The sequence below is a fragment of the Burkholderia sp. BCC0405 genome (assembly GCF_902833075.1).
In the GTDB taxonomy this organism is placed as follows: domain Bacteria; phylum Pseudomonadota; class Gammaproteobacteria; order Burkholderiales; family Burkholderiaceae; genus Burkholderia.
The window spans coordinates 1-17202 of record NZ_CADFEO010000037.1 but is presented as its reverse complement, the minus strand read 5'-3'; the positions used below and the strand labels follow the sequence as shown (position 1 = coordinate 17202).

Sequence of the window (17202 nt, the reverse complement as noted above, 5' to 3'; positions counted from 1 at the left end):
TCAGGCTCCGCAGGCGGTCGCGAGCAGCGCGTCGTAGCGGCGCTGCGCGCGCAGGATCGCGTCGCAAGCTTCGCGCACGGCGCCGTGGCCGCCGCGGGCCTCGGCCACCCAGTGCGCGCGGGCGATCACTTCGGGGTGCGCATTCGCGGGAGCGGTCGCGAAGCCGCAGCGCAGCATCACGGGCAGGTCGGGCCAGTCGTCGCCCATGTAGCCGCACTGGTCGGCGGTGAGGCCGAGCGAGGCAATCAGGTCGGTGAACACGGTCAGCTTGTTCTCGACGCCCTGGAACAGGTGCGCGATCTTCATTTCCTTCGCGCGCGCCGCGACGATCTCCGAGCGGCGGCCCGTGATGATCGCGGTCGCGATGCCGGCTTCGCCGAGCAGCTTCACGCCGTGGCCGTCGAGCGAATTGAACGACTTCATCGTGTCGCCGGTCGCGGTAAACAGCAGGCCGCCGTCGGTCAGTACGCCGTCGACGTCGAAAATCATCAGCTTCACACGGCTTGCGCGTTCGGCCGCAGTCAGCGCTGCGCTCATCAGATCACCTTCTTCGAAAACAGGTCGTGCATGTTCAGCGCGCCGATCAGCACGCCGTCGGCATCGACCACCAGCATCTGGTTGATCCGGTAGCGCTCCATCAGTTCCACGGCCTCGACCGCCAGGTGATCCGGCGCAACCGTGCGCGGGTTGCGCGTCATCACGTCGGTGATCGGCAGCGTGCGGAAATCGCCGTCGCGCGCGAGCACGCGGCGCAGGTCGCCGTCCGTGAAGATGCCCGCGACCTTGCCGTCGGCGTCGACCACGGCCGTCATGCCGAGGCGCTTCGCGGTGATCTGGAACAGGGCGTCCGACAGCGTCGCGTCGAGCCCGACGGACGGAACGTCGTCGCCCGAGCGCATCACGTCGCGCACGTAGGTGAGCAGGCGCCGGCCGAGTGCGCCGCCCGGGTGCGAGCGTGCGAAATCTTCCGAGCCGAAGCCGCGCGCGTCGAGCACCGCCACGGCGAGCGCGTCGCCGAGCGCGAGCGCGGCGGTCGTGCTTGCCGTGGGCGCGAGGTTCATCGGGCAGGCCTCTTTCGAGACCGCGGCGTTCAGGTTCACGTCGGCGAGCGTGCCGAGGCTCGAGTCCGCTCGGCCCGTGATCGCGATCAGCTTCGCGCCGATCCGCTTCACGAGCGGCAGGATCGCAACGAGCTCTTCGGATTCGCCGGAATAGGAGATGCCGATGAAGACGTCGTCGGAGGTGACCATCCCGAGGTCGCCATGGCTCGCCTCGGCAGGGTGGACGAAGAAGGCCGGCGTGCCGGTACTGGCCAGCGTGGCCGCGATCTTGCGGGCGATATGCCCCGATTTGCCGATACCGGACACCACCACACGGCCGCGGCAGCCGAGCAGCAGCGCGACGGCCTGGACGAAGCCGCCGTCGAGCTGGTCGCGCAGCGCGCGCACGGCGTCCGCCTCGATGTCGAGCACGTCGCGGGCGAGCGCGAGCGCCCGATCATCATTGATTTTCGCTATCATGCGCGGAGTATAGCAAAGGCGTTTGTTCGCCGCGCCGGGCCATCGGACTCGTCCGATGTCGCCTATCCCACGCTACGCCACCGTGCCGCGCTTCGCGGTGGCCCCGACGAACGAGGACGCTTTGCCCGTGATTTCCCCGCTCGAAATGACCCTGCTGCTGCTGCTGGCCTCGGTGGTGGGTGTCGTCGTATTCCGCTCGCTGAACCTGCCGCCGATGCTCGGCTACCTGACCGTCGGCATCCTGGTCGGCCCGCACGCGCTCGGCATTACCGCGGATCTCGAACGGGCCGAGCATCTCGCGGAATTCGGCGTGGTGTTCCTGATGTTCTCGATCGGCCTCGAGTTCTCGCTGGCGAAGCTGAGGTCGATGCAGCGGCTCGTGTTCGGGCTCGGGTTGCTGCAGGTCGTCGCGACCCTCGTGCTCGCAGTCGTGCTTGGCTTCCTGTTCGAGCGCTGGGTGCACATCACGTGGCAGGGCGCCGTCGCACTTGGCGGTGCGCTCGCGATGTCGTCGACGGCGATCGTGTCGAAGATGCTCGCCGAGCGGCTCGAGATCGAGACCGAGCACGGCCGCAACATCTTCGGCGTGCTGCTGTTCCAGGATCTCGCGGTCGTGCCGCTGCTGATCGTGATCGCCGCGTTCGGGGCCGGATCGTCCAAGGATCTCGCGCTGACGCTCGGTTTCGCGGCCGTCAAGATCGTGATCGCGCTCGCGCTGCTGCTGGTCATCGGGCAGCGCTTCATGACGCGCTGGCTCAACGTCGTCGCGCGGCGCCGCTCGCAGGAGCTGTTCGTGCTGAACCTGCTGCTCGTCACGCTCGGCGCCGCATTCATCACCGACAAGTTCGGCCTGTCGCTCGCGCTCGGCGCGTTCATCGCGGGGATGCTGATCTCCGAGACGCCGTTCCGCCATCAGGTGGAAGAGGACATCAAGCCGTTCCGCGACGTGCTGCTCGGCCTATTCTTCGTGACGACGGGGATGCTGCTCGATCCGCGCGTGATCTGGGAGCATCCGTTGCTGGTGCTCGGCTTCTTCGTCGGCCAGGTGCTGTTCAAGGCCACGATGATCACGGGGCTCGCGCGGCTGTTCGGCGCGACGCCGGGCGTCGCGATGCGCACCGGCATCGGCCTCGCGCAGGCCGGCGAATTCGGCTTCGTGCTGCTGAACCTGATCCTCGACCGGCACCTCGTCGATTCGACGCTGCTGCAGGCGATCCTCGCATCGATGCTGCTGTCGATGCTCGCCGCGCCGTTCCTGATCCAGAACGCCGACCGGATCGTGATGCGGCTGTCGTCGACGGAATGGATGCAGCAGTCGCTGCAGATGACGCGGATCGCGACGCAAAGCCTCAAGCAGCGCGGCCACGTGATCATCTGCGGCTATGGCCGCGCGGGCCAGAACCTGGCGCGCATGCTCGAGCAGGAGGGCATTCCGTACGTCGCGCTCGACCTCGACCCCGATCGCGTGAGCGCGGCCGCGGCGGCCGGCGAATCGGTCGTGTTCGGCGACGCGGCGCGCCGCGAGTCGCTGCTCGCGGCCGGCATTCACCGCGCGGCGGCGGTGGCGATCACCTACGCGAACACGCCGTCCGCGCTGCGCGTACTGCATCACGTGCACGAACTCGAGCCGACGCTGCCCGCGATCGTGCGCACCGTCGACGATGCCGATCTCGAGAAGCTGCTCGCGGCCGGCGCGACCGAGGTGATTCCGGAAATCGTCGAAGGCAGCCTGATGCTCGCGTCGCACACGCTGGTGCTGGTCGGCGTGCCGATGCGCAAGGTCGTGCGGCGCGTCGAGGAAATGCGTGACGAACGCTACAGCCTGCTGCGCGGCTATTTCCGCGGCGCGGACGACGCGGACGACGACGATCGCGAGCAGGTGCGGCTACAATCGGTGCCGGTCGATGCGCGCGCGGACGCGGTCGGGCGGTCGCTGGAAGAAATGGGGCTGTATGCACTCGGGCTCGAAGTCACGGCGATCCGCCGGCACGGTATCCGCGGCGTCGAACCCGATCCGCAGACCAAGCTGCGCGCGAGCGACATCGTCGTGCTGCGCGGGTTGCCCGAGGCGCTCGCGCTCGCGGAGGAGCGGCTGTCGCGGCATCGGCGCGATCCGCCGGCTGCGGCCGCCTGAGCCGCGCTTGGTTACACACCTGACCCGTATTGATTCGAAACGGTGCCCGATCTTCGCGCACCGTTTTTTTCGGAGAGTTTCATGCCGCATTCGTCGTCGGGCGCACCGCTCGATCCGGTCGCCTTCATCCACAGCCAGATCCGCACGGTGCCTGACTGGCCGCAGCCGGGCGTGATGTTCCGCGACATCACGACGCTGCTGCAGAGCCCGAAGGCGCTGCGCATCCTCGTCGACCTGTTCGTCGAGCGCTATGTCGATGCAAAGCTCGACTACGTCGCGGGCCTCGATGCACGCGGCTTCATCATCGCGCCGATCGTCGCGTACGAACTGAGCGTCGGCTTCGTGCCGATCCGCAAGGTCGGCAAGCTGCCGTACAAGACGCGCTCGGAATCGTACGAGCTCGAATACGGCAGCGCGACGGTCGAGATCCACGAAGACGCGTGCCGCCCCGGCGACCGCGTGATCATCATGGACGACCTGATCGCGACCGGCGGCACGATGATGGCGGGGCGCAACCTGCTGCAGCGGCTCGGCGCGGAGGTCGTCGAAGGCGCGGCGATCATCGACCTGCCGGATCTCGGCGGCTCGGCGCTGCTGCGCAACGCCGGACTGCCGGTTTATACCGTCACCGAATTCGCCGGCCACTGAACGCCGGCCCGTCTGAGCTTCCACGTTACGCAGCGAGGTCACGATGCCCAACTTCATGCTGTTTCTCGCCACGTCGATCGCGATCACGTTCGCGCCGGGGCCCGACAACCTGCAGGTGCTCGCACGCGGCATCTCGCAGGGCCGCGCGGCCGGCTTCGTCGCCGCGCTCGGCTTCACGGCCGGGATCCTGTTCCACACGACGCTCGCGGCGCTCGGCGTCGCGGCCGTGCTGCGTTCGTCTCCGGTCGCGTTCGAGATCCTGAAGCTCGCGGGCGCCGCGTACCTCGTGTGGATCGGCATCAAGGCGCTGCGCAGTCAGGGCCTCGCGAATGCGCATGAGCGTCCGCCGCAGCCGCTTGGCACGATCTTCCGGCAGAGCGTGATCGGCAACCTGATGAACCCGAAGGTCACGCTGTTCTTCGTCGTGTTCCTGCCGCAATTCGTCGATCCGCACGGCGGGCAGAGCGTGACGCTGCAGATGTTCGAACTCGGCGCGCTGTTCATGTTGCAGACGGCCGCGATCTTTTCGCTGTTCGGCGTCGGCGCGGGCATGATCGGCGCGTGGCTGAAGCGCCGCCCGAAGGCCGGCGTGTGGCTCGACCGGATCGCCGGCGCGACGTTCATCGCGATCGGCATCCGCGTCGCGCTGAAGGACTGATCGCGATGACGTTTCCATGCATTGCGGCCGCGCGCCGCTTCGATCCGGCCGCGCACCTGCGTTTCGAGATTGCCGGCCAGGCGGTCGGCTGGGTGCGCCGCGAGGACGTCGCGAGGCTCGCCCGCTGGCCCGACGTGTTCGAGCTGACCGACGAGCGCGTCGTGCTGTCGGCGCGCTACGACTCGGTCGACGCACGCAGCATGGCGCTGGCGAGCGCGATCGGCGCGCTCGCGGCCGAAGGCGCGATTCCCGGCTGGCGCGACGAGATCTACGCGATCCGCAACCGCTTCGACGATCCGCCGCTGGCGTACATCGAGCGCGCCGCGTCGCGCTTCTTCGGTACGCAGACTTACGCGGTGCATCTGAACGGCATCGTAGAATATGCGGTTACGCCGGGCGGGCCGTCCGCCGCGGCCGTCCCGCAGATGTGGCTCGGCCGCCGCAGCGAGACCAAGGCAACCGACCCCGGCATGCTCGACAACGTCGTCGCGGGCGGGATCGGCTGGGGCCTGGGCGTTCACGAGACGCTCGCGAAGGAATGCTGGGAAGAAGCCGGCATTCCGGCCGAACTGGCCGCGCGCGCGATCGCGGGCCGCGCGGTGCAGGTGCTGTGCTCGCTGCCGGAAGGCACGCAGTCCGAACTGATCTTCGTGTACGACCTGTCGCTGCCGCGCGACTTCGCGCCGCGCAACCAGGACGGCGAAGTGGCCGAACACCTGCTGGCCGGCGTGCCCGAGGTGATCGGCTGGCTGCGCGCCGGCCGCGCGACGATGGATGCAAGCCTCGCGACGCTCGACACGCTGCTGCGCCACCGCTGGATCCCGGCGGCCGACGCCGCGGGCATCGACGCACTGTTCGCACCGGCCGCGTGACGCGTGCCGCGCGCGCAGCCTGGCGGCGCGAACGGGCAATTTGACGAATACGGAAACGAAGGGAGTAGCGGTCATGCCGACCGATCACAGCTTTATCTTGAAACTGTCGTGCCCCGACCGGCACGGTATCGTCCATGCGGTCTCGGGCTTCCTGTTCGAGCGCAGCAACAACATCCTCGATTCGGCGCAGTTCGGCGACAGCCGCACCAGCGAATTCTTCATGCGCGTGCACTTCGAGCAGGACGGCGGCGGCGCGGATGCCGCGTCGGCGCTCGACACGCTTCGCAAGGAATTCGCGCCGCTCGCGGAACAGTTCTCGATGCGCTGGGAACTGCATGACGCGGCCGTGAAGCCGCGCGTCGTGATCATGGTGTCGAAGATCGGCCACTGCCTGAACGACCTGCTGTTCCGCTATCGCACCGGCCAGCTGCCGATCGAGATCCCGGCGATCGTGTCGAACCACAAGGAGTTCTACCAGCTCGCCGCGAGCTACAACATCCCGTTTCATCACTTCCCGCTGATCGGCGGTTCGTCCGATGCCGCGAAGGCCGCGCAGGAAGCACGCGTGCTGGAAGTGATCGACGAGCACCAGGCCGATCTCGTCGTGCTCGCGCGCTACATGCAGATCCTGTCGCCGAACATGTGCGAGCAGCTCGCCGGTCGCGCGATCAACATCCACCATTCGTTCCTGCCGAGCTTCAAGGGAGCGAAGCCTTACTACCAGGCGTTCGACCGTGGCGTGAAGCTGATCGGCGCGACCGCGCACTACGTGACGACCGATCTCGACGAAGGCCCGATCATCGAGCAGGAAGTCGAGCGCGTCGACCACAGCATGACGCCCGATCAGCTGACCGCGATCGGCCGCGACGTCGAATGCGTGACGCTCGCGCGCGCGGTGAAGTGGCACGTCGAGCACCGGATCGTGCTGAACGGGACGAAGACGGTCGTGTTCCGCTGATTCGTCGGGCGCCGGACAGTCGGCTGTCGGATGGCCGGCCCCCCACAAACAAAAACGCCGCGCCCTTCACGGGGCGCGGCGTTTTTTTATCGCTGTTGACGCACGGGCTGCGTCAGATCAGCCGCAGCAGGTACAGCTCGCGCTTCAGGTACGCATAGAAGATCGGCGCGGCGATCACACCCGGCAGCCCGAACGCGGCTTCCATGATCAGCATCGCGAGCAGCAGCTCCCATGCGCGCGACTCGATCTGGCCGCCGATGATCTTCGCGTTCAGGAAGTATTCGAGCTTGTGGATGACCACGAGGAACGCCAGCGACGCGATCGCGGTGCCCATGCTGACCGACAGCGATACGGCGACGATCAGCGTGTTCGAGATCAGGTTGCCGATCACGGGCAGCAGCCCGACGATGAACGTGACGAGCACGAGCGTTTTCGACAGCGGCAGCCGCTGGTGGAAGATCGGCAGCGCGACGAGCAGGTAGATGCCCGTGAACGTCGCGTTGATCGCCGAGATCTTGATCTGCGCGAACACGATCCGGCGGAATGCGTCGGCGAAGCGCGACACGCGCGTGACGAGCGCAGTGGACAGCGGCCGGCGCACCTTGCCGTGCTCGACGCCGATCGCGATCATCGCGCCGATGATCATCCCGAACAGCACGTGGCCGAAGCCGCGCGCGACGCTCTTGCCGCTTTGCTGGAGCTGGTCCATGTGCGAGTGCATCAGCACGGCGGCCTTCGTCTTCATCTGCTCGACGTCGACGGGCAGCAGGTTCGCGATCCAGGCCGGCGTGCGTGCGCGGGTCTGCTCGACGATCTGCATCAGCTGGTCGAGCAGGCTTTGCAGGTTCGGCACCGTGCGCTCGAAGTGTTCGATGATGCCGATCGTCAGGCCCGTCAGCGCGCCGACGATCGCGATCGACAGCAGCACGACGGCGACCCAGCGCGCGCGCATGCTCGTGGTGTGGCGTTCGATCACGGGGGCGATCGTGTGGATCAGCTGGTAGACGAGCAGGCCGGCCAGCAGCCCGCCGAGCAGCTTGAGCTCGATCACGAGCCACATGGCGAGGATCGCGAACACGTAGCTGCCGATCTCGAGTGCCGACAGTTTCGGCAGGCTGAAGTCGCTCGTCAGCCGCACGCTGCGCAGGTGCGGTTCGCGATTCTGCACATCGCGAGACGAGTCTGGTTGCTTCTCCATCGTGGATTCCTGTCGTTCGTGTGTCATGCCGCGGAATGCGCGGCAGAGCCGTGTTCGCCCGGCGCCGCACCGGATTGGTGCGTACGGCGAACCTTACGACCGTAAAGTATAGCCGCCATTATGGTCCGCAACGGAGCCGTTTGGCGCATGGTGTAAACGCAGAAGGGAAAACGAGAGGGGGCTCGTTGCGCGGTGCGCAGGGGCGCGCGCGGCCGGGCGGCCGCGCGCGGCAGGAGAGGGCGGGACGCGTCAGCCCGCCGCGACCTTGCGGGCCGGACGCTTGAGAAGCGGTGCGAGATACTTGCCGGTAAAGCTCGCCTTCGTCTTCGCGACCTGCTCGGGCGTGCCCTGCGCGATGATCTGGCCGCCGCCGGCGCCGCCTTCGGGGCCGAGGTCGATGACCCAGTCGGCCGTCTTGATCACGTCGAGGTTGTGCTCGATGATCACGACCGTGTTGCCCTGGTCGCGCAGCCGGTGGATCACTTCCAGCAGCAGCGCGATGTCGTGGAAGTGCAGGCCGGTGGTCGGCTCGTCGAGGATGTACAGCGTGCGGCCGGTGTCGCGCTTGGAGAGTTCGAGCGACAGCTTCACGCGCTGCGCTTCGCCGCCCGACAGCGTCGTGGCCGACTGGCCGAGGCGGATGTAGCCGAGGCCGACGTCGAGCAGCGTCTTCAGCTTGCGTGCGATGACCGGCACCGCGCTGAAGAACGCGTACGCGTGCTCGACCGTCATGTCGAGCACTTCGCTGATGTTCTTGCCCTTGTACTGCACTTCGAGCGTTTCGCGGTTGTAGCGCTTGCCGTGGCACACGTCGCACGGCACGTAGACGTCCGGCAGGAAGTGCATTTCCACTTTCAGCACGCCGTCGCCCTGGCACGATTCGCAGCGGCCGCCCTTCACGTTGAACGAGAAGCGGCCCGGATCGTAGCCGCGCTCCTTCGAGGTCGGCACGCCCGAGAACAGCTCGCGGATCGGCGTGAACAGGCCCGTGTAGGTGGCCGGGTTCGAGCGCGGCGTGCGGCCGATCGGCGACTGGTCGACGTTGATCACCTTGTCGAAGTGCTCGAGGCCCTCGATCGCCTCGTGCGGCGCCGGTTCGGCCGACGAGCCGTACAGGTGTCGCGCGACCGCGTGATACAGCGTGTCGTTGATCAGCGTCGACTTGCCGGAACCCGACACGCCGGTGATGCAGGTCAGCAGGCCGATCGGCAGTTCCAGATCGACGTGCTTCAGGTTGTTGCCGTGCGCGTCGACGATGCGCAGCATCCGTTCGGGATCGGGGGCAAGCCGCTCGTCCGGGTATTCGATCGTGCGCTTGCCGACCAGGTACTGGCCGGTGAGCGACTGCGGGTTCGACTGCACCTGCTTCGGCGTGCCTTCCGCCACGATCACGCCGCCGTGCTCGCCGGCGCCCGGGCCCATGTCGACGACGTAGTCGGCCGTGCGGATCATGTCCTCGTCGTGCTCGACGACGATCACCGAGTTGCCGAGGTCGCGCAGGTGCTTGAGGGTTGCGATCAGGCGGTCGTTGTCGCGCTGGTGCAGGCCGATCGACGGCTCGTCGAGCACGTACATCACGCCCGTGAGGCCCGAGCCGATCTGCGACGCGAGCCGGATGCGCTGGGCCTCGCCGCCCGACAGGGTTTCCGCGCTGCGTTCGAGCGACAGGTAGTCGAGGCCGACGTTGTTCAGGAAGGTGAGGCGCGCGACGATTTCCTTGATCACCTTGTCGGCGATTTCGCGCTTCGCGCCGTCGAGCGACAGGCCGTCGAAATAGCCGAGTGCGTCGCGCAGCGGCCAGCCGCTGATTTCAAAGATGCCGCGCGCGTAGTCGCCCGTGCCGATCCGCACGTGGCGCGCCTCGCGGCGCAGGCGCGTGCCGTCGCACGACGGGCAGGGCTGGTTGTTCTGGTACTTCGACAGCTCTTCGCGCACCGCGACCGAATCGGTCTCGCGGTAGCGGCGCTCGAGGTTCGGGATGATCCCTTCGAACACGTGCTCGCGAATCGTCGTGCGGCCGCGCTCGTTGATGTACGAGAACGGGATCGTCTGCTTGCCCGAGCCGAACAGCAGCACCTTCCGGATCTTTTCCGGGAGATCCTCGAACGCGGCGTCGATGTCGAATTCGTAGAACGCCGCGAGACTCTGCAGCATCTGGAAGTAGAACTGGTTGCGGCGGTCCCAGCCCTTCACGGCGCCGGCGGCGAGCGACAGCGACGGGTGCGCGACGACCCGCTTCGGGTCGAAGAACGTGATCTGGCCGAGGCCGTCGCATTCCGGGCACGCGCCCATCGGGTTGTTGAACGAGAACAGGCGCGGCTCGAGCTCCTGCAGCGAGTACGAGCAGATCGGGCACGCGAACTTCGAGCTGAACAGGTGCTCGTGGTCGGTATCCATCTCGAGCGCGATCGCGCGGCCGTCGGCGAGGCGCAGCGCCGTCTCGAACGACTCGGCGAGGCGCTGCTTCATGTCCGGGCGCACCTTCAGGCGATCGACGACGACGTCGATCGTGTGCTTGTCGTTCTTCTTCAGCTTCGGCAGCGACTCGACTTCGTAGATCTTCGCGACGCCTTCGTTCGCGGCGCCGCCGCCCGAGCGCACGCGAAAGCGCACGAAACCCTGCGCCTGCATCTCCTCGAACAGCTCGGCGTGCTCGCCCTTGCGGTTCGCGACGACGGGCGCGAGGATCATCAGCTTGGTTTCCTCGGGCAGCGCGAGCGCCGCGTCGACCATCTGCGACACGCTTTGCGCTTCCAGCGGGATGTCGTGGTCGGGGCAGTACGGCGTGCCGACACGTGCGAACAAAAGTCGCAGGTAGTCGTGGATTTCCGTGACCGTGCCGACGGTCGAACGCGGGTTGTGGGACGTCGCCTTCTGCTCGATCGAGATCGCCGGCGACAGGCCTTCGATCAGGTCGACGTCGGGTTTCTCCATCAACTGCAGGAACTGGCGGGCATACGCGGACAGGCTTTCGACGTAGCGGCGCTGACCCTCGGCATAAAGGGTATCGAACGCGAGCGACGACTTGCCCGACCCGGACAACCCGGTAATCACGATCAGCTTGTGGCGCGGCAGGTCGAGATTGACGTTTTTCAGGTTGTGGGTACGAGCCCCACGGATGCGGATCTGTTCCATGAACCTGGCCAAAATGGAGGGAACCAAACCTGCTACTATAACGGCTTTTCGAGGCCGTCGTTTGGGGCCCCCAGCCTTAGCAGCGGATGGCAGCAAGATGGCGCCTGCGCCGGGAAAGCGGCCGCGCCGCGCGGTTCCGAGCGGCCTGCGGGCTGCCTGAATCCTGCCCCGACGTGTTGCCGGCCAAGCCTCCCGGGCCGCTGGTCCTGATCTTCCGCCGCCCGGTGTCGGGCGGCCATTCCGATCATTCGAAATTCATTCCCGATGTCCAATCCGTCTGCCACGTCTTCCCGCATGACTGCGCCCGAATTGCGCGCGACCGCGTCGCTCGCGGCGATCTTCGCGCTGCGCATGCTCGGCCTGTTCATGATCATGCCGGTGTTCTCGGTCTACGCGAAAACCATCCCGGGCGGCGACAACGTGCTGCTCGTCGGCATCGCGCTCGGGGCCTACGGCGTCACGCAGTCGCTGTTCTACATCTTCTACGGCTGGGCGTCCGACAAGTTCGGCCGCAAGCCGGTGATCGCCACGGGCCTCGTGATCTTCGCGATCGGCAGCTTTGTCGCCGCGTCCGCGCATGACATCACGTGGATCATCGTCGGCCGCGTGATCCAGGGGATGGGCGCGGTGTCGTCCGCGGTGCTCGCATTCATCGCCGACCTGACCTCCGAGCAGAACCGCACGAAGGCGATGGCGATGGTCGGCGGCTCGATCGGCGTGTCGTTCGCGGTCGCGATCGTCGGTGCGCCGATCGTGTTCCACTGGGTCGGGATGAGCGGGCTGTTCGCGATCGTCGGCGTGCTGTCGATCCTCGCGATCGGCGTCGTGCTGTGGATCGTGCCCGATGCGGCGAAGCCGGTGCACGTGCCCGCGCCGTTCGCCGAGGTGCTGCACAACGTCGAGCTGCTGCGCCTGAACTTCGGCGTGCTGGTGCTGCACGCGACGCAGACGGCGCTGTTCCTCGTCGTGCCGCGCCTGCTGGTCGATGGCGGCCTGCCGGTCGCCGCGCACTGGAAGGTCTACCTGCCGGTGATGGGGCTCGCGTTCGTGATGATGGTTCCGGCGATCATCGTTGCGGAAAAACGGGGCAAGATGAAGCCGGTGCTGCTCGGCGGCATCCTGGCTATCCTGATCGGCCAATTGCTGCTGGGCAGCGCGCCGCATACCATCCTGATTGTGGCGGCGATTCTTTTCGTCTACTTCCTGGGTTTCAACATCCTGGAAGCGTCGCAGCCGTCGCTCGTATCGAAGCTCGCGCCCGGCTCGCGCAAGGGCGCGGCCACGGGCGTCTACAACACCACGCAGTCGATCGGGCTCGCGCTCGGCGGCATCGCGGGTGGGTGGCTGCTGAAGCACGGAGGCGCCAATACGGTGTTCTACACGTGCTCGGGGCTCGTTGCCGCCTGGCTTATAATCGCGGCCAGCATGAAAGCGCCACCGCGCAAGGCCTGAACTTACTTCGGGCAGGCACCGACGGCGTTCGCCGGCTTGCCCGGCGGGCCGTACCGACAGTATGAGCGGGCGGCCCGGCATCGAATTTACTGGAGAAACACATGGCATCCGTCAACAAGGTCATCCTCGTCGGCAATCTCGGCGCCGATCCTGAAGTCCGTTACCTGCCGAGCGGCGACGCGGTTGCGAACATCCGTCTCGCGACGACCGACCGCTACAAGGACAAGGCAAGCGGCGATTTCAAGGAAATGACCGAGTGGCACCGCGTCGCGTTCTTCGGTCGTCTGGCGGAAATCGTCAGCGAATACCTGAAGAAGGGTTCGTCGGTCTATATCGAAGGCCGCATCCGCACGCGCAAGTGGCAGGGCCAGGACGGCCAGGATCGTTACTCGACCGAAATCGTCGCCGACCAGATGCAGATGCTCGGCGGCCGCGGTGGTGCGGGCGGCGGCGGTGGCGGCGGCGATGAAGGCGGTTACGGCGGCGGCTACGGTGGTGGTGGTGGTGGCGGTCGCGGCGAGCAGATGGAGCGTGGCGGTGGCGGCGGCGGTCGTGCCGGCGGCGCCGCGCGTGGCGGTGCAGGCGGTGCAGGCGGCGGCGGCGCGCAGAGCCGTCCGAGCGCACCGGCAGGCGGCGGCTTCGACGAGATGGACGACGATATTCCGTTCTGATCGGCAAGTCGGCATCCCGCATCACGATGGGCCCGAATGTCCGAGTCAAGCCAGCTGCTTGGCCCGGGTCTTCGGGCCTTCTTTCGTTTACGTCGATGTTCCTCGTGCGCGAGGCAAAACGTGGCTGACGAACTTCCCGACCTCATCGCTGCGCATCTCGACGTGCTGTTCTGCGGGATTAACCCCGGCCTGACCGCGGCCGCGACCGGGCATCACTTCGCGGGGAGAAGCAACCGCTTCTGGCGCGTGATCCATCTCGCGGGCTTCACGCCGGCGGAAATTTCGCCGCAGGACGATCGCTTGATACTCCGGTATGGCTACGGCCTGACGGCGGTGGTCAAGCGTCCGACCGCGAGTGCCGATCAGCTTTCGCGCACGGAATTCATTGCTGCGGCCGCGGCGTTCGACCAGAAGCTGGCGCGTTACGGGCCGCGCTTCGTCGCTTTTCTCGGCAAGGCGGCGTACGCGGCGCTTGCCGGGCAGCGAGAAATCGAATGGGGATTGCAACCGGCCCGGATGCAGGGGGCGAACGTCTGGGTGCTGCCCAATCCCAGCGGGAGAAATCTCGCGTTCGGCCTCGACGATCTGGTCGATGCATACCGTCAGCTTCGTCTGCAGGTGACGGCCGTTTCCGGTTTTCAACCGGAGGGGCAGGATGCGGCGCAGTGACTCCGCGCCCCGGTGGCCGGGCACCGTGCTGCCGCGCGCATTCTTCGACCGCGTCGCTACCGACGTCGCGCCGCAACTGCTGAACAAGATTCTCGCGGCTGCGGACGGCCGGGCCGGGCGGATCGTCGAAGTCGAAGCCTATGCCGGCGCGATCGACCCGGCCGCGCATACCTATCGCGGCAAGACGCCGCGCAATGCGACGATGTTCGGGCCGCCGGGGCACCTGTACGTCTATTTCACCTATGGCATGCACTGGTGCTGCAACTGCGTGTGCGGCCCGGATGGCACGGGCACGGGCGTGCTGATTCGTGCGCTCGAACCGCTGCGAGGGCTCGAACAAATGCGTGCGGCACGGCCGCCGCAGACGCGCGATCGCGACCTGTGCCGGGGGCCGGCGCGGCTGACCCAGGCGATGGGGATCGGCGGCGCGCAGGATGGTGTCGACCTGGTCGGCGCGCGCGAAGGGTTCGCGATCGTCGACGACGATATCGCGCCGCCTGCCGATCTGGCGGGCGGGCCGCGCATCGGCATTCGTGTCGGCACGGATCTGCCGTGGCGGTGGAGCGTGCCCGCCAATCGATATGTGTCAGGGCCGGTGGGGCGCCGCTGATACACCTCGTGCCAGGATGCGCACAATTCGACCTGCGTCACGCGACCGCCATTATTGACCGGCTAAGCTTGTTATTTCGACATTCTCGATCGAGGAGACACAATGCGGCGGGTCGTATTCAACCAGAAGGGCGGCGTGGGCAAATCGACGATCGTCTGCAACCTGGCGGCGATCAGCGCGAGCGAAGGGCTGCGCACGCTCGTCATCGACCTCGATGCGCAGGCGAACTCGACGCGCTACCTGCTCGGCGACGCCGCAGCCGACGCGCAGCCGGGCGTCGCGGATTTCTTCGAAACCGCGCTGACCTTCAACTTTCGCCCGGTCGACGTCGCGTCGTTCATTCATCCGACCCCGTTCGAAGGGCTCGACGTGATGCCCGCGCATCCGGATCTCGACACGCTGCACGGCAAGCTCGAATCGCGCTACAAGATTTACAAGCTGCGCGACGCGCTGAACGAGCTCGACACCTACGACGCCGTCTACATCGATACGCCACCCGCGCTGAATTTCTATACGCGTTCGGCGCTGATCGCGGTCGAGCGCTGCCTGATCCCGTTCGACTGCGACGATTTCTCGCGCCGTGCGCTGTACACGCTGCTCGAAAACGTGAAGGAAATCCAGCAGGACCACAACGCGGCGCTCGAGGTGGAAGGGATCGTGATCAACCAGTTCCAGCCGCGGGCGAGCCTGCCGCAGCGGCTGGTCGACGAACTCGTCGAAGAAGGGCTGCCGGTGCTCGCGTCGAGGTTGTCGGCGTCGGTGAAGATCCGCGAGTCGCATCAGCAGTCCAAGCCGGTGATCCATCTGGAACCCGGGCACAAGCTCGCGCAGGAGTTCCTCGCGCTGCATCGCGAACTGGCCGGCTGATCACGCGCCTGCCTGACGAACCCGCGGCCGCATCGTGCGGCCGTTTTTTATTTCGATCCGAAATTCATCCGATCATTGATTCCGTCATTAATAATCCCGAAAACGATTTCATAATAAATCCAGAAAAACGATTACATAAGTGATCGCTCCATTTTCAATGAGTGCCGGTTTTCTAATAAACGGAATAATGAATTGGTAAATGTTGCGCGACGTCATGATCCGCTATCCTGTAAAAAGGTAAAAGTGCATTGCGGGACAGAGCGATGCGCCGCCTCATCTGCAATGTCGGCGCATCACGGGTTCCAGCGGTCACTTCGGATCAAAATAAGGGTTTACACTTAGTATTAATGCCATTTAATTGACAATTAATCGATCTAGAATGTGCTCCTTCAACTTCCCGTGCTCAAACAAGTGACGGGTTGTCAATAAGGAAGTCTGCCGTCGATCGGCTTCCAGTTTTCTTTACGTCGTCTCTCGCATTGCTAACAGGAGCGTGCCCGATGTCCGTATTTGCCCCCGAAAAAATCAACGCCGATTATCAATCCGGTATCGCCGCGTGGTTTGCTATCGCGCGTCCGGCGATCCAGGGTTTCGAGGCTGTCGTCGAACTCAACCTGCAAGCGGCCCGGACGGCGCTCGAGGAATACGAGGACAAGCTGAAAAACGCGTTCAACAGCAGCAACCCGGCCGTGGGCTTCGCGCAGCAGGTCGCCGCACCACAGGAAGCGGCCGGCAAGGTCGTGTCGTACGGCCGTCATCTGTTCGACATCGCAGTGTCGACGCAGTCCGAATGGGCGAAGGTCGCACAAGCGCAATACGAACAGAACGACAAGCGCCTGAAGGACGTGCTCGGCGAGCTGTCGAAGCATGCACCGGCCGGCTCGGCGCCGGTGGTGGCCGCGCTGAACTCGGCGTTGTCGGCGGCGACTGCCGCGGCCGACTCGGTGCGCGCAGCGACGGGTCAGGCGATCGAAGCCGCACAGAGCGGGTTCGATGCGGTCAGCGAAACGGCGACGCGCGGCGCGAAGCAAACGGTTGCCGCCGCACGCAAGGACGCAGCGGCTGCACGCGAATCGGCTGCGTAATCGCGTAGCCACGCAAGCACGTGTCGCGCACTGGCGCGACACGATCGATCGGCGCCGGACGGCGCCGGGCGCCGCGTGTGCCGCGTGGCGTCCGGCGAATGTCCGGTTTGCCGCAAGACGCCGGTGAACCGGCGGGCCGTACCGGAGTGCCGCCCGTGCGAACGGGTGCCGCGCGCCGTACGGCGGCGTGCGACCGCTATCGCGCCGGAAGGCTCGAGACGTGTGATCGCCAGCCGAGGTCGGCTCGGGCCGGCGTCAGAACGACGAACTGATTTCAATGCAGGAACCGGACATGACGGATGTAGTGATCGTATCGGCCGCGCGGACCGCGGTCGGCAAATTCGGCGGTTCGCTTGCGAAGATTGCGGCGCCGGAGCTGGGCGCGACGGTGATTCGCGCGGTGCTGGAGCGTGCGGGCGTGAAGCCCGAGCAGGTCAGCGAAGTGATCATGGGGCAGGTGCTGACGGCCGGTTCCGGGCAGAACCCGGCGCGGCAGTCGCTGATCAAGGCCGGGCTGCCGAATGCAGTGCCGGGGCTGACGATCAACAAGGTGTGTGGCTCGGGCCTGAAGGCCGTGATGCTGGCGGCGAACGCGATCGTCGCGGGCGACGCGGAGATCGTGATCGCGGGCGGCCAGGAGAACATGAGCGCGTCGCCGCACGTGCTGCCGGGCTCGCGCGACGGGTTCCGGATGGGCGACGCGAAGCTGGTCGACACGATGATCG

At 66.3% G+C, this 17202-nt stretch carries 16 protein-coding genes; 12 read left to right on the top strand and 4 right to left on the bottom strand.

Going from position 1 to position 17202, the window contains the following annotated elements; translation table 11 throughout:
* Both HWX36_RS35555 and kdsD read right to left on the bottom strand, forming a co-directional pair.
* Positions 1-537, bottom strand: a complete 537-nt coding sequence (locus HWX36_RS35555; RefSeq protein WP_175958407.1) for an HAD family hydrolase — start codon at positions 535-537, stop codon at positions 1-3.
* Complete coding sequence (gene kdsD / locus HWX36_RS35550) at positions 537-1520, bottom strand: arabinose 5-phosphate isomerase KdsD (protein ID WP_175958406.1); 984 nt, start codon at positions 1518-1520, stop codon at positions 537-539. The genes HWX36_RS35555 and kdsD overlap by 1 nt, the downstream gene beginning before the upstream one ends.
* A 127-nt stretch (positions 1521-1647) precedes the next feature.
* Between kdsD and HWX36_RS35545 the strand changes: the two genes are divergently transcribed.
* The 5 genes from HWX36_RS35545 to purU all read left to right on the top strand — a co-directional run bounded on the left by HWX36_RS35545 (position 1648) and on the right by purU (position 6790).
* On the top strand, positions 1648-3654 hold the full coding sequence (locus tag HWX36_RS35545) for a monovalent cation:proton antiporter family protein (protein ID WP_175958416.1): 2007 nt from the start codon (positions 1648-1650) through the stop codon (positions 3652-3654).
* Between the two features lie 81 nt (positions 3655-3735).
* On the top strand, positions 3736-4302 hold the full coding sequence (locus tag HWX36_RS35540; protein WP_175958405.1) for an adenine phosphoribosyltransferase: 567 nt from the start codon (positions 3736-3738) through the stop codon (positions 4300-4302).
* Between the two features lie 43 nt (positions 4303-4345).
* Positions 4346-4960 carry a LysE family translocator gene (locus HWX36_RS35535; protein WP_089451298.1) on the top strand — a complete coding sequence of 205 codons (615 nt, stop codon included), beginning with the start codon at positions 4346-4348 and terminating at the stop codon, positions 4958-4960.
* A gap of 5 nt (positions 4961-4965) precedes the next feature.
* Positions 4966-5832, top strand: coding sequence for a DUF4743 domain-containing protein (locus tag HWX36_RS35530; RefSeq protein ID WP_175958404.1), 867 nt, complete (start codon positions 4966-4968; stop codon positions 5830-5832).
* 73 nt (positions 5833-5905) lie between these two features.
* Positions 5906-6790 carry a formyltetrahydrofolate deformylase gene (purU, locus tag HWX36_RS35525; protein WP_175958403.1) on the top strand — a complete coding sequence of 295 codons (885 nt, stop codon included), beginning with the start codon at positions 5906-5908 and terminating at the stop codon, positions 6788-6790.
* 112 nt (positions 6791-6902) lie between these two features.
* Here the strand turns inward: purU and HWX36_RS35520 are convergent, their stop codons facing one another.
* Together HWX36_RS35520 and uvrA are read right to left on the bottom strand one after the other, a co-directional pair.
* Positions 6903-7988: an AI-2E family transporter gene (locus HWX36_RS35520; RefSeq protein WP_175958402.1), complete on the bottom strand. Its 1086-nt coding sequence runs from the start codon at positions 7986-7988 to the stop codon at positions 6903-6905.
* A gap of 249 nt (positions 7989-8237) precedes the next feature.
* Positions 8238-11123, bottom strand: coding sequence for an excinuclease ABC subunit UvrA (uvrA, locus tag HWX36_RS35515; protein WP_175958401.1), 2886 nt, complete (start codon positions 11121-11123; stop codon positions 8238-8240).
* Positions 11124-11387: 264 nt separating this feature from the next.
* Between uvrA and HWX36_RS35510 the strand changes: the two genes are divergently transcribed.
* From HWX36_RS35510 to HWX36_RS35480, 7 genes are all read left to right on the top strand, one after another.
* Complete coding sequence (locus HWX36_RS35510; protein WP_175958400.1) at positions 11388-12575, top strand: MFS transporter; 1188 nt, start codon at positions 11388-11390, stop codon at positions 12573-12575.
* 101 nt (positions 12576-12676) lie between these two features.
* Positions 12677-13246 (top strand): single-stranded DNA-binding protein, encoded by a 570-nt coding sequence (locus HWX36_RS35505; protein WP_175958399.1) that lies wholly within the window; start codon positions 12677-12679, stop codon positions 13244-13246.
* 120 nt (positions 13247-13366) lie between these two features.
* Positions 13367-13915, top strand: coding sequence for a G/U mismatch-specific DNA glycosylase (gene mug / locus HWX36_RS35500; RefSeq protein ID WP_175958415.1), 549 nt, complete (start codon positions 13367-13369; stop codon positions 13913-13915).
* Positions 13902-14525 (top strand): DNA-3-methyladenine glycosylase, encoded by a 624-nt coding sequence (locus HWX36_RS35495; protein ID WP_175958398.1) that lies wholly within the window; start codon positions 13902-13904, stop codon positions 14523-14525. Before mug ends, HWX36_RS35495 begins: the two co-directional genes overlap by 14 nt.
* Before the next feature lie 102 nt (positions 14526-14627).
* A complete protein-coding gene (locus HWX36_RS35490; protein ID WP_089451276.1) occupies positions 14628-15392 on the top strand; it encodes a ParA family protein in 765 nt (254 codons plus the stop codon).
* Between the two features lie 500 nt (positions 15393-15892).
* The gene (gene phaP / locus HWX36_RS35485; RefSeq protein ID WP_175958397.1) at positions 15893-16477 is read left to right on the top strand and encodes a TIGR01841 family phasin; all 585 of its coding nucleotides are present in this window, start codon (positions 15893-15895) and stop codon (positions 16475-16477) included.
* Between the two features lie 292 nt (positions 16478-16769).
* Positions 16770-17202 (top strand): beta-ketoacyl synthase N-terminal-like domain-containing protein (locus HWX36_RS35480; RefSeq protein WP_279613416.1); only part of this gene is annotated, 433 nt, incomplete at its 3' end.

Coding starts and splice junctions, on each gene's coding strand:
- HWX36_RS35495 (WP_175958398.1), top strand. CDS start 13,902: ATGCGGCGCAGTGACTCCGCGCCCCGGTGGCCGGGCACCGTGCTGCCG.
- HWX36_RS35530 (WP_175958404.1), top strand. CDS start 4,966: ATGACGTTTCCATGCATTGCGGCCGCGCGCCGCTTCGATCCGGCCGCG.
- HWX36_RS35505 (WP_175958399.1), top strand. CDS start 12,677: ATGGCATCCGTCAACAAGGTCATCCTCGTCGGCAATCTCGGCGCCGAT.
- HWX36_RS35490 (WP_089451276.1), top strand. CDS start 14,628: ATGCGGCGGGTCGTATTCAACCAGAAGGGCGGCGTGGGCAAATCGACG.
- HWX36_RS35520 (WP_175958402.1), bottom strand. CDS start 7,988: ATGGAGAAGCAACCAGACTCGTCTCGCGATGTGCAGAATCGCGAACCG.
- HWX36_RS35555 (WP_175958407.1), bottom strand. CDS start 537: ATGAGCGCAGCGCTGACTGCGGCCGAACGCGCAAGCCGTGTGAAGCTG.
- HWX36_RS35540 (WP_175958405.1), top strand. CDS start 3,736: ATGCCGCATTCGTCGTCGGGCGCACCGCTCGATCCGGTCGCCTTCATC.
- kdsD (WP_175958406.1), bottom strand. CDS start 1,520: ATGATAGCGAAAATCAATGATGATCGGGCGCTCGCGCTCGCCCGCGAC.
- purU (WP_175958403.1), top strand. CDS start 5,906: ATGCCGACCGATCACAGCTTTATCTTGAAACTGTCGTGCCCCGACCGG.
- uvrA (WP_175958401.1), bottom strand. CDS start 11,123: ATGGAACAGATCCGCATCCGTGGGGCTCGTACCCACAACCTGAAAAAC.
- phaP (WP_175958397.1), top strand. CDS start 15,893: ATGTCCGTATTTGCCCCCGAAAAAATCAACGCCGATTATCAATCCGGT.
- HWX36_RS35510 (WP_175958400.1), top strand. CDS start 11,388: ATGTCCAATCCGTCTGCCACGTCTTCCCGCATGACTGCGCCCGAATTG.
- HWX36_RS35535 (WP_089451298.1), top strand. CDS start 4,346: ATGCCCAACTTCATGCTGTTTCTCGCCACGTCGATCGCGATCACGTTC.